9 protein-coding genes and 1 tRNA gene are annotated in these 12876 nt (G+C 43.3%); 5 read left to right on the top strand and 5 right to left on the bottom strand.

The features are described 5' to 3' along the window. The first annotated feature begins 542 nt into the window (after nt 1–542). On the top strand, nt 543–1181 hold the full coding sequence (locus NB504_RS14460) for a YchE family NAAT transporter (RefSeq protein ID WP_010318853.1): 639 nt from the start codon (nt 543–545) through the stop codon (nt 1179–1181). A 124-nt stretch (nt 1182–1305) separates the two neighbouring features. Here NB504_RS14460 and asd read toward each other — a convergent pair whose 3' ends face one another. Continuing rightward, the gene (gene asd, locus NB504_RS14455) at nt 1306–2436 is read right to left on the bottom strand and encodes an aspartate-semialdehyde dehydrogenase (RefSeq protein WP_258429137.1); all 1131 of its coding nucleotides are present in this window, start codon (nt 2434–2436) and stop codon (nt 1306–1308) included. 422 nt (nt 2437–2858) lie between these two features. Between asd and nhaC the strand changes: the two genes are divergently transcribed. After that, complete coding sequence (gene nhaC, locus NB504_RS14450) at nt 2859–4295, top strand: Na+/H+ antiporter NhaC (RefSeq protein WP_017048541.1); 1437 nt, start codon at nt 2859–2861, stop codon at nt 4293–4295. A 110-nt stretch (nt 4296–4405) separates the two neighbouring features. Here nhaC and NB504_RS14445 read toward each other — a convergent pair whose 3' ends face one another. After that, a complete protein-coding gene (locus tag NB504_RS14445) occupies nt 4406–5602 on the bottom strand; it encodes an Hpt domain-containing protein (RefSeq protein WP_017048540.1) in 1197 nt (398 codons plus the stop codon). A 173-nt stretch (nt 5603–5775) separates the two neighbouring features. Next, nucleotides 5776–6777 carry a nucleoid-associated protein YejK gene (gene yejK / locus NB504_RS14440; RefSeq protein ID WP_017042553.1) on the bottom strand — a complete coding sequence of 334 codons (1002 nt, stop codon included), beginning with the start codon at nt 6775–6777 and terminating at the stop codon, nt 5776–5778. Nucleotides 6778–6861: 84 nt separating this feature from the next. Between yejK and NB504_RS14435 the strand changes: the two genes are divergently transcribed. The 3 genes from NB504_RS14435 to NB504_RS14425 all read left to right on the top strand — a co-directional run bounded on the left by NB504_RS14435 (nt 6862) and on the right by NB504_RS14425 (nt 9055). After that, entirely contained in the window at nt 6862–7086 is a 225-nt protein-coding gene (locus tag NB504_RS14435; RefSeq protein WP_013856392.1) for a YejL family protein, read from the top strand. 24 nt (nt 7087–7110) lie between these two features. Continuing rightward, nucleotides 7111–8916 carry a DUF3413 domain-containing protein gene (locus NB504_RS14430; protein ID WP_258429136.1) on the top strand — a complete coding sequence of 602 codons (1806 nt, stop codon included), beginning with the start codon at nt 7111–7113 and terminating at the stop codon, nt 8914–8916. A gap of 62 nt (nt 8917–8978) precedes the next feature. Further along, nucleotides 8979–9055, top strand: a tRNA-Pro gene (locus tag NB504_RS14425). 53 nt (nt 9056–9108) lie between these two features. Here the strand turns inward: NB504_RS14425 and NB504_RS14420 are convergent. Further along, nucleotides 9109–11418 carry an FdhF/YdeP family oxidoreductase gene (locus NB504_RS14420; protein ID WP_258429135.1) on the bottom strand — a complete coding sequence of 770 codons (2310 nt, stop codon included), beginning with the start codon at nt 11416–11418 and terminating at the stop codon, nt 9109–9111. 10 nt (nt 11419–11428) lie between these two features. Next, entirely contained in the window at nt 11429–12319 is an 891-nt protein-coding gene (locus NB504_RS14415; RefSeq protein ID WP_194567890.1) for a formate dehydrogenase accessory sulfurtransferase FdhD, read from the bottom strand. Between the last annotated feature and the right edge of the window lie 557 nt (nt 12320–12876).

Below are 12876 nucleotides of genomic sequence, written 5' to 3'. Positions count from 1 at the left end.
AATGACAGACTTAGTAAATTGCTTTCAGGACTGAGTATAATATTTCAGAGTGTGAAAAAAATTGACTCAGATCAGTTCTCAAAAACTAATTACCCAATTAGGGGTAACCACCCTACAAAATCGCCTACAAGACACTGAAAACAAACAAAAAACATATAGATAATTAAATGAATAAAAAACATTTACTTAAACAACGAAAACTATAAAAACTACAACAATCTGTAAAAAAGTTTCATTTTTGAGCGATAGATGAATGAACACACCTCATTTTACGTGCTACTGAGAGTATATCGACTCTCACTTTTACCACCAGCTAGGAGCACTAATTTTATTAAAAATGTGCAGATGTTAACAGTTGAGCAAAAAACAACACCACTCACATACATTAGAAAAACAATTGTAAAACGTTTTCTTCATTGAATTAGTTTTTCTCAGCAATAAAACCCCAATCGCTTTAGTTTTTTTCATTCGTGCTATCCTTTGCTTTCGCTTACATTAGCCACGTAATATTTCATCGAAATGATCCATTAGAGATAAATGCCATGCAAACCTTTGAGTTAGCCATTTTCCTGCAGTTTTTCTTAGGCCTTGTAGCCGCTGTGAACCCCGTGGGGATTATGCCAATATTTGTCTCTCTCACTGGGCATATGACGCAAGAAGAGAAACACAAAACGGCGGCTACAGCGAATATTGCTGTGGCAATAATTTTGATTACCGCACTGCTTGCTGGGCAGATGTTACTGGATATGTTTAGTATCTCTTTAGATTCGTTTCGAGTAGCTGGTGGCCTATTGCTGCTGAGCATCGCGTTTTCGATGATGAGCGGTAAATTGGGTGAAGATAAACAAAACAAACAAGAGAAATCTGAATACATTAGCCGTGAACAAATTGGGGTTGTGCCACTCGCTATGCCTTTAATGGCAGGACCAGGTGCCATCAGTTCAACCATAGTGTATGGCTCTCGCTACCCAAGCATGTTCGATACCGTGGGTATTATAATCACTGTGGTGTTATTTAGTTTAAGCTCTTGGCTGCTGTTTCGCTCAGCGCCCTATATTGTCCGCTTCTTAGGTCAAACGGGTATCAACGTGATTACGCGGATCATGGGTTTGATACTCGGCGCACTCGGTATTGAGTTTATTGCCAATGGTCTCAGAAATTTATTTCCTGGCCTTGCATAACCGCGTTAACATCGTCACTGTTGCTACAGACAAATGCTACAGACAAATAGCATAAAAAGGGGCGCTTTGCATAAAGCGCCCCTTTTTTATTTTTACTCAGGTGGTTTTAAACCGAGATCCATCTTTACTGTTTTTCAGCCAGAATGATCCGCAAAGTACGTCGAAGCGGCTCAGCAGCTCCCCACAATAATTGGTCACCCACCGTAAACGCATTTAAGAAATCATCACCCATAGACATTTTACGCAAACGTCCTACGGGAACTGACAAGGTGCCAGTGACTTTGGCAGGGCTCAATTCACGTGCGGTAATATCGCGCTCGTTTGGAATAACTTTAACCCAATCATTGTGCGTAGCGATCATCTCTTCAATTTCATCAAGCGGAACATTTTTCTTCAGCTTGATGGTTAATGCTTGCGAGTGGCAGCGCATTGCGCCAATACGAACACAGGTTCCATCAATCGGGATCGGTGACGATTGAAGTCCCAGAATTTTATTAGCTTCAACGCCTGCTTTCCACTCTTCTTTGCTTTGACCATTGTCGCGTTTGACGTCAATCCAAGGGATTAATGAACCCGCTAGTGGTGCACCAAACTGCTCGGTAGGAAAAGAAGGTGATCGCATGGTTTCAGCCACTTTTCTGTCAATATCAAGAATTGAGCTCGATGGATTAGCCAATTCAGAGCTCACCGCATCGTTAATTACTCCCATTTGCGAGATCAACTCGCGCATATTTTGAGCACCAGCACCCGAAGCTGCTTGGTAGGTCATTGCGCTCATCCACTCGACCAAACCTTTCTCATAAAGGCCGCCTAATGCCATAAGCATTAAACTGACTGTGCAGTTACCGCCCACAAAGGTATTGGTTCCTGAATGGATGCCGTGCTGAATTTGTGTCAAGTTGACCGGATCTAAAGTGATGATTGATTGTTTATCCATCCGTAAGGTAGATGCAGCATCAATCCAATAACCTTTCCAACCCGCTTGACGCAGAGCTGGGTACACTTTTTCAGTGTAGTTACCACCTTGACAGGTGATGATGGCATCTAATTGTTTGAGGCTATCAATATCGTAAGCATCTTGCAGTAACCCTGTGTGATGATTGCCTTTCTTGGAAGGCACCGTTGGTGCAGGAATACCAATTTGAGATGTGCTAAAGAAAACCGGTTCGATCAAGTCAAAGTCATTTTCTTCGACCATACGCTGCATCAGTACAGAACCGACCATACCACGCCAACCCACTAAACCTACTCTCATCGCGCTCACTCTCCATGTATCTAAAATGAAAATTTATTGCTCCATCTATAAGTGGTTCAGCATAAAATCTCAAGACTTTCTTAGTAAAAGTGGTAACTTTTTCTTTCTGCGTAGCCAGTTTTGTAAAAAACACATTTAAGCCTAAAAATCACTCAACCGCACTATGATTCAGCATTCAATAATCAACGAAACGCTAAATAATCACGTTCTTGTTACACAAAAAGCCCACACTACAAAACATTTCTAACCATTAAATTTAACTATTATCAACATTTAACATCGAAGATTAACCACTTGAACGACATAAATCACATCCGAGGTGTTTGATGTCGATATATTATGCTAACTATTGTAAAGTGCGATCGAACTCAATAAGGGCACCGTTCTGTCCTTAGATCATAAATCTGACAAGAGGCTCTTTTATGACGCAAGCCCCTCAACGCCTACCTAGCTTAATTCAAGTAATTATTGCTCTAGGCTTGTTTTTGTTACTCGCGTTTTCGTTTACAGCTCAACTCGATCTCCCTATCCAACTGGCCTTATACATTGGCTGGTTCATCATTATTGTGCTCGGTGTTCGTTTAGGTCACCAATATAAAGAATTAGAAAAAGCAGCACTGAATGGTATTTCTAATGGTTTAGGTGCCGTGTTGATACTTTTAGCTGTTGGCGCATTAGTTGGTACTTGGATCTCCGGCGGGATCGTGCCGACCATTATTTACTACGGTCTTCAAGCAATCCATCCTTCTATTTTCCTTCTTGCAACGATGATCATCTGTTCTCTCACCGCTTTAGCAACTGGAACCTCATGGGGTGCAGCTGGTACCGCGGGGATTGCCATGATGGGGATTGGTCAGGGTCTTGGCGTTCCAGCACCAATCACCGCTGGCGCAGTACTTTCAGGTTGTTACTTTGGTGACAAAATGTCGCCATTATCTGATTCCGTTATTCTGGCGTCTTCGATGTCTAACGTTGAAGTGATGGAACACATTAAAGGTATGCTGCCGATAGCGCTTATCAGCTACGTGATCACGGGTATCATGTTTACCTTATTTGGTTTCCACTATGCGGGTAACGTAGACATGTCTCAAGTACAAAGCGTGATTGAGGCGATGGAACAGCAGTTTTACATTACCCCATACTCTTTTGTGCCAGTGCTGATTGTACTTGGCTTGCTTGCGATGAGAATGCCTTCGTTTCCTGTAATTAGCTTTGGTTCTTTGCTGGGCATCATTTGGGCTGTGATGATCCAAGACGTAGACTTCTTGCAAGCTTTCAATACCGCATGGGCACCTTACAATATTGAATCTGGCGTTGGCTTCATTGACTCAATCTTAAACCGAGGCGGTATGTCCTCTATGCTTGGTTCTGTTGCCGTGATTGTCTTTGGTCTCGGGTTTGGTGGATTGCTGGACAAAGTGGGTGTGCTTGAAACCATCGCAAAACTGTTTGAGCGCCGCGTGACAAGCGCAGGTTCACTGGCAACCAGTACTATTGGTACTGCATTTATGGGCAACGTTTTTGGCTCAGCCATGTATGTTTCACTCATCCTGACCCCTAAAATCTGTGCCAAGAACTATGACCGTTTAGGCTATCAGCGTAAGAACCTATCACGTAACGCTGAATTTGGTGGCACGCTCACCTCCGGTATGGTGCCATGGAGCGATAATGGCATCTACATGGCGAGCATTCTAGGCGTTGCAACGCTCTCATATGCCCCCTTTATGTGGCTAAGCTTTGTCTGTATTTTGGTAACCATTTTTACCTCTTACATGGGTTGGTTTGTTGATAAATGTGAACCTACTGCACCAGCTGACAGTGCTGAACAAGCACCGGTTCTCAACCAACAGTCAGCCTAGCAGAGTATTGCAAAAGTCATTGAACTAAAAAACCAGTAAAAAAGAGCTCAACTGAGCTCTTTTTTACTACAAGCAGAATCACCATTTAAAGCTGATACGATAGAACTGGCTTATCGTTTTCTTTGATCAAGGTAGTGTTGCGCACTGGCTATAGCGGCCGCTAATTGCGTTGTTAATAACCCCAATTGCTTCTCCGTAGGTCGTTGCTTCTGACTAAGTCGCAACTCTATTTCTGACGCTATCTGCTTGAGAGAACGGCAACCAAGATTGCCCGCGACGCCTTTCAGGCTGTGTGCTCGGCGTTGAGCAGCCTCCAAATCAGAATGCACCAATCTTTTCAATTCAGTGGCATCATGCTGATGATCTTGTATAAATACGCTCAACAGCAGAGTGACAGACTCAACATCGCCATTGAGAGTTATGAGCATGGATTCAATATCGATGGCCAAATCATCAGAAAGATCCGATGTTTCCACCTGTGGTTCTTCTGTAGACAAAACACGACTGGGATTTATCTCAGATGACGCATCCTCTTTCGCAGCACTGGGAACTTTATTAACATGAGAACGAGTTAAAACTGATGACCGAAACATCAACCAACCCAGCAATAGCATAACACCACCACTTAACCCCGTGACAAGATAAGCATAGATGTTTAAAAGACGATGGTATTGGTTTTCAACATGGATAAGCTGATTGTAAATAGAGTGATTGATTAAATTGTCGACCAAACGTGCACCTTGGGCGTATTGATTCAGTAAATCAGACGCTTGTGCTAATGTCTGCTCTAACTCTTTTTTCTGAATGGCTGGTAAAGATTGCCCATCCACATAGAGTTTATCTAATGCTCGATAGATGCCCGGATTTTGCTCAGTGTCACTGAACATCGCTTCAAATACATAAGCGCCTAACACCACATACATTTGCTTGAGTTGTTCTGAATTAGTGGGATTGTCGCGCAGCACTTGTAGGCGTTCAACCAAGGGTTGAATGTTAAGCTCAATCGACAAATACGATTTGGTCAGTGTGATATAGCGATCAGTCACATGGAGCAATTGCTGAATATCTGGTCGCCATGAAAAATCTCGGTGCTCAACTTCCAGCTGTAGCCTAAGTGAATAGAGTAGCTGCACATTCAGCGCGATATCATTCGCTCGCGTCGAACGATAAGGCTCTTTAAAATAGAGTGAACTTTTAAGTTCTTCAACACTGTAATGTAACTCTTTCACCGCATGCATGGCTTGGTAGCTTAAATGGCTTTGCCAAAACACAAGACCAACGGAGATTAACCAACCAAACAGAATCACTCCATACGATCTCACGCTGAATCGTTTTGATTTCTTTTGCCCAAACACTGTGATTACCAATTTGTACTTATAATTAATACAAGCATAAACCTAAAGTTTGGACCGTGCTGAGTTGTACATCGGGAGAAAAGACAAAAAAGAGAGCCATATCAAGCTCTCTTAGTGGTAAACGATTAACGCTGACGCGTTAACTGTTCTCTTAAATTCGGTGGCGTGCCTTTGATGGTTAACGTGTCGCTCTCAGGATCATAAAAAATACGCTCCCCCAATAACAAGCTATCAAAGCTCACATTCAAACCGCCCCCTGCACCGACAAACTTGGTCAGTTTACGCACGGTAGAACGATCACCAGGAAAGCTCTCTTCCAGTTCATAGCCATGTGCCTGCGTATATTCGAAAAAACCCGTGCCGTCTTGGCTAGCAGGTAATTCACCAGACAACTCACGAATATGAACCTCTTCACCGGCTTTAATTTGCTCATTGCAGTAATCGTAAACCTGCTTCTTGTAACCGATCGCTTCATCTTTTTCTAGCTTAGAATCCGTGCAAAAATCCTGTACCGCTTGCATCAGTACTTGATTTTGCACTTTGGTATCTAACCCGACATCGGCTTGCAGAAAATCAAGAAAGAAATCCGACACTTTTCGACCAACGCGACCTTTGATATAGGCAAGGTAGCGGTTTGAGTTTTTGTCCGTTTCAAAACTTGAGAGGTCAAGACGCGCTGCGATATCCATTTTGTTGATATCAAGATAATCTGTCGCGCTAATGTCGAGCCCCTCTGTTACTTTCAAACTTTGGTTGAGAGGTAAAAGCCCAATAAATAGGTAATCGGTAGCCAATGACTGATATTCGGCCATCACTAAGATCCCTTCATCAGCAAACGGATACTTTGATAATTCATCTTTCAGCCGTTGAGCACTGATTTGTGAAAAATCGTAAAAATCACGCTCACCTTGACGAAGTTCTTGCAACCAAGTTTGAAAATCACTGTCCGACTTAAACGAACCAAAACCTTTGCTCGCTTTCGAATTAAACACGCGATGCAACTCAGCCACTAAATTTTCGGCAGACGTATCATTATCTAAAGATTGAGAGCGGTATTTAACCACCAACTCATCTTGCTCGTTTTTGCTTAATTGGTGCAAAATCACGTTGGAAAGGTGAAGACTCATAGTGAAATTATCATCGTTCTGGTTTCAGTTGTAAGGCATTGTAGGTTATCATAAGCCGCTTTTACTATCATCATTAGAGTCTTTATGCCTATTACATCTAAATACAGCGACGAAAGAATTGAAAATATCCTGACAGAAGTTGCTGCCATCCTCGCTAAACATAGTGCTTCCCCTGAGCTTACTCTCATGATTGCGGGAAACATTGCAACGAATGTCTTAAACCAAAACGTTGCCGCTTCACAGCGTAAGGCGATTGCGGAAAAATTTGCTCAGGCATTGATGTCGTCTTTAGAAACTACTACTCACTAATAGAATGCATAGATAGAAAATCACATGGCAGATAGCGAAAATACATACGGTGAACGCGTATCACGGTTGGTTGGTTGGGGGCATTGGTTTGCTTTCTTCAATATCATTGCAGCAATGCTTATTGGTACTCGATATATCGTACAATCACCATGGCCTGAAACCTTGTTGGGGCAGTTTTATTTAGCTGTGTCTTGGGTCGGCCATTTTGGATTTTTGGTCTTTGCACTCTATCTGCTGGTTTTATTCCCTCTGACATTCATCATTCCGTCGCGCAAACTATTTCGCTTCGTGGCGGTCTGTTTTGCAACGTTAGGACTCACACTCTTATTAATCGATACCCAAGCTTATCAAGCAATCAACCTGCACTTAACACCGATTGTATGGGAACTGCTTTTTAGCGATGAGACCAGCGCTATCACCGCCGACTTACAGCATCTGTTTGTGGTCATGCCGCTCATTTTCCTCTTACAACTTGGGCTTTCGGAGTGGGTTTGGCGTAAGCAGCGAAAACTATCGCATAAACACGTTGGCCGGCCCATCGCGGCGGTATTTTTCATTAGTTTTATTACCAGCCACCTTATTTACGTTTGGTCTGATGCGTATTTAGAAACATCAGTGACCAGCCAAAAATCAAACTTCCCGCTCTCGTATCCAATGACGGCAAAATCGTTCATGGAAAAACACGGTCTATTTGATCGTGATGTGTACTTAAAGCGTTTGAAGGATAATGAAGAGAACCTTAACATTGTTCGTTATCCTCTTGAGCCTCTTCAATTTGGCCGCAGAGCAAATAATCTCAATATTTTGCTAGTGAGTGTCAATAATTTAAGAAGTGATGTGCTGACAGCTGAAATCATGCCCAATACTTACCAATTTGCGACAGAAAATTTGAAGTTTAATAATCATTACAGCTCGAGTAATGACATGTTTGGGATCTTTGGCTTGTTTTATGGATTACCAAGCAGTTATGCCAACGCCATTCGTTCACAAGGTACCCCTCCGATACTGATAGATGTATTGAAAAAACAGAATTATCAGTTTGGCCTCTTTAGTGGCGATAATTTTGACGACACCTTATACGAAGAGACGATTTTCCGCACTTTAACGGTCTCTAAAGCTCCTTTTGATCAAGAATCGAGCACAGATAACCAAACTATACAACGCTGGCATAAATGGGTATCCGAGCAAACCGAACAACCCTGGTTCAGCTATTTGGAATTGACGACCGTTGACAACTTTAATAACTTTGACCCTCGGTCAAGTAAAGGTAGTGCCAGCGATCGCCTGCGTGCTGGTTACAATAACTCGGTCAATGCAGCCGACCAAGAAATAGGCCTGCTGCTCACTAAGATTGACGAATTACAATTGCAAGACAATACGCTGATTGTGATCACTTCAAATCATGGCGCGGAGTTTAACGAGACAAAAACCAACAGCTGGGGTGCTAACAGCAATTACAGCCGATACCAGTTACAAGTGCCGATGATCATCCATTGGCCTGGAAAAATGGCAGGGGAATACTCACACCGTTCAAGTCACTTAGATTTTTCAGTCACGCTTTTACAGGATCTGTTAGGTGCTTCATCCAACCCTATTGAATTTAGCAGTGGTAGAAACTTGTTTGATGAAAACAAAAGGAAGTGGATTTTAGCCGGTGATGCCCGTGAATTAGCCTTGATTACCGATACCCAAACGACTCTCATTGATAAATTTGGCAACTTCAAGCTGTTTGATGAAAACTATCAACGTCAGAAAGACTCTAGCCCAGCGTTACCAGTACTGATGCAAGGCTTAACTGAATTGCAGAGATTTTACGCCAAAGATAATTAAATCAGGTCGTTAGCAAGATTATCTCTTGACGCTAAAGGGATAAATGATTAGATTACGCCAATCGGACTGTAGCGCAGCTTGGTAGCGCACCGTCATGGGGTGTCGGGGGTCGGAGGTTCAAATCCTCTCAGTCCGACCATACACCTAAAAAAAGAGAGCTTCGGCTCTCTTTTTTGCTTTAGTATCTGATTTTTAGTCTGTTTGAACTAACAGTGGTGCAACTTTGGTTGGGTGAATGACAACGGCAATAGATTTTGATGTCGGGGTATCACTAAAGTCGCCTTTACTGCTCAATGGAATGAGTGCATTTGCCTCAGGGAAATAGGCCGCCACATTCCCTTGAGGAATTACATAGGCGACCACTTTGAAGCCAAAAATTTCACGTTTAATACCATCATCCCACAGTGTCTCAATATCGACTCGTTCACCCGCTTTTAATTGCAGCTGCTCAATATCTTTTTCATTCATGAAGATGACATTACGTTCGCCAAATACACCTCGGTAACGATCATCCAAACCGTAAACCGTGGTGTTGTACTGATCGTGCGAACGCATCGTCTGCAACACAAAAATCGGTTTCTTGGTCATCTGCTGAATTTTGAGCGGAACGATAGATTCAGGGAGTGCATTGCTGCTTATCTGCGCTTTTCCTGTGGGCGTTTTCCAATTAAATTCACGCGCTGAATTACCAAGATAAAAACCGCCAGGCCCTTTGAGCCGCTGATTAAAATTGGCAAATCCTGGGATAATCTTTTCAATCAAATCTCGAATGTTATCGTAATTATCGGCCATGGATTGCCAATCGATTGGATTTCCCTCCCCTAAGGTCGCTTTTGCCATTCCTGCGATAATGGCAGGCTCTGAGCGCATCATCTCTCCTGTAACATCAATTCGCCCAGAAGAGGCATGAACCATGGAGAATGAGTCTTCAACGGTAATTTTCTGTGGCCCCTGAGCCTGAATATCAATATCTGTCCGACCTAAACAAGGCAGGATCAACGCATCCTTGCCCGGGTTGACATGGCTCCGATTCAGTTTAGTCGCAATGTTTACGGTCAAATTACAGTTTTTCATTGCTTGTGCGACACGCTCGGTATCGGGCGCAGCAGCAACGAGGTTTCCTCCTAAACCGATAAAGACTCTACTTTCACCCCGTAGCATCGCCTCAATAGCATTAACTACGTTATGTCCATGCGCTTTTGGTGGCGTAAAGCCCAGTACTTTTTCAATATTGTCGAGTAGAAATTCAGGCGGTTTTTCATTAATTCCAACCGTGCGGTCACCTTGCACATTTGAGTGGCCACGGACAGGACATACCCCAGAACCATCCTTACCAATTTGGCCAAACAGTAATTGTAGATTGACCAACTCTTGTATGGTTGCCACCGAATGCTTATGCTGAGTCACCCCCATCGCCCAAGTCACGATCACGCGTTTAGCGCCCTGGTAAATATCTGCCACCAGCTCTAGCTCTTGTTGCGTGAGCCCAGATTGTTCAATAATACTTGACCACGACGTAGCCTGCACCATGGCTAAATAAGACTCCATCCCTTCGGTATGCTGGGCAATGAAATCAAGGTCGAATATCGATTCACCGCAGACCTGTGCTTGCTGATGACGAGCAAGAAGAATTTTCACCAAGCCACGAACCGCCGCCATGTCTCCGCCTAATTTAGGAGTGAAATAATGGCTAGTGGTCGGTGTTGAACCATTGCTTAACATTTCAAAAGGATTTTGCGGGTTAGTAAAACGCTCCAATCCTCGCTCTTTTAAATTATTAAATGCAACAACCCGAGCGCCACGCTTATAGGCTGACGCCAGTGTTTCCAACATACGAGGGTGATTCGTTCCTGGGTTTTGTCCAAATAAAAGAATCGCATCGGATTCTTCAAAATCCTCAATAGTCACAGTTCCCTTACCAATGCCAATCGAGCGAACCAAGGCGACGCTCGTAGCTTCATGGCACATGTTTGAGCAATCAGGAAAATTATTGGTACCAAACCGGCGCGCAAACAACTGGTATAGAAATGCAGCTTCATTACTCGCGCGGCCTGATGTATAAAATTCCGCCTGATTTGGACTAGCGAGTTGATTGAGGTGTTGTGCAACCAGTGCAAACGCCTCATCCCAGCTGATTGGCTCATAGTGATCCGTTTGAGCGTTATAGCGCATTGGTTCCGCTAAACGCCCTTGAGATTCGAGAAAATAGTCACTCTGCTTATTGAGCCAAGTGACCGAATATTGCTTAAAGAAATCCGCCCCAACGCGTCGAGAAGTGGCTTCCCAGTTGACGGCCTTAGCGCCATTTTCGCAAAAACGAAAACGCCCTGGGACATGTTTTTCACCCCAAGCACAGCCCGGACAGTCAAAACCATGGTCTTGGTTGGTTTTTAAAAGATTGGAAATATTTTTGGCAACATTATGACTTTTCAATAGATGATGCGCGGTGCTTTTTAGCGCTCCCCAACCACCAGCCGAACCGGTATATTGTTTAATACTCATATTCTTCTTCTCACTCTTTCACTGACTGCAAACGTGCATGACCATGGTATATATTGAACTGATTTTTTTTGATAAAACCAATCAGTGTCATATCAAACTGACGCGCCATATCGAGCGCTAAACGTGATGGCGCACCAACAGCCACCACCACTGAAATGCCAGCAATAGCCGCTTTTTGCATTAACTCAAAACTCACTCGGCCGCTAAGAATCAATACCCCTTGCGGGTGCCAACGTTGCTCACTCAAAATTCGACCAATCAACTTATCCACTGCATTATGGCGGCCCACATCTTCTGCAACGGCAATCAACTCACCATTCACGAAGTAACCCGCACCATGCACCGCCCCCGTTTTTGCAAACAGTGGTTGATGAACAAGAAGCAAATTAGGAAGCGCAATAACAACATCAGAAGAGAGCCATTTCGGGCTATCATCAACACGAATTTCTCGCCTCAAACTCAAGGCTCGGATGGATGTCATACCGCAAATGCCACAGCTCGACTGGCTCATATAACGACGGGCCTGATGCTGAATCACATCAGTGTATGGATGATTGAGCGTGACCAACCAGTGATTCTGGCCATGGCGTGATTCGTCGTCAACCAATTCCATATTGAGTATATGGTCATATGAATCGATCACTTGCTGCGTGTAAAGTAAGCCACCGATGAGATGGGCATCGTCACCGGGCGTTCGCATTGTCATGCTCCACTCTTCGATATGCAGCTTGTTAGTAACCGTATCATTCCATTGCAAACTGATTTGTAAAGGCTCTTCAATAGCAAGAATATCGTATTCATTTTGAAACCCTATTTTGGAATCAAAACGTTGGCGATAAATGCGTTCAGTTCCCTCAGGTTGAGCATCATGAGGGTCATTGGTTGTCGTTTCTTCTAGCATGGTTCTTTTTATTGACTGATTTCAATCATCAGCATAGGTGAGTGCAAGATAAACTCCTGCAAACACTCTGTACTTAATGATTGGAAATGGAAGCAGTGCCTTAAACACAGGAAGCTGCAAATTACTCCTCACCTTGCGCAGGGTCAAGAAAGCCATCTTTTGGCTATGGTTCAGGTTTAGTACCATTTCCCTGCCAGTTTTAGCTTGTTACCCGTCATTCCCAGAGGTTCAAGCATTATATGAACATAAAAGCATAAAAAAGAAATAACATTCCATTTATGAAACTCCGGTAGCCTGATACTACAAGAGAGCATCAGGCTCTTGGTAAACCGTTGCTAATACATAACCGATTATTTCTGTATAAACATCGTAAGAATTCACCGTTAAGCCAGCAACCAAATAAAAAATGCGCCATAACGAAGCACGCATTAATGTACATTTTTTCTCCAACAAGGCGCTAAGAATCAAGCCATTAGTGGAAAATTATCGTCAATTGCATACAAAACCAGCAAACGATCAGCTCAAGACTTTACAAAGTAAAATTGCTTCGCTATTAT

Source organism: Vibrio sp. RM-69-4 (genome assembly GCF_024743775.1).
GTDB classification, from domain to species: Bacteria; Pseudomonadota; Gammaproteobacteria; order Enterobacterales; family Vibrionaceae; genus Vibrio; species Vibrio anguillarum.
The sequence above is the reverse complement of the archived record's forward strand: the minus strand, read 5'-3'. Positions and strand labels throughout refer to the sequence as shown.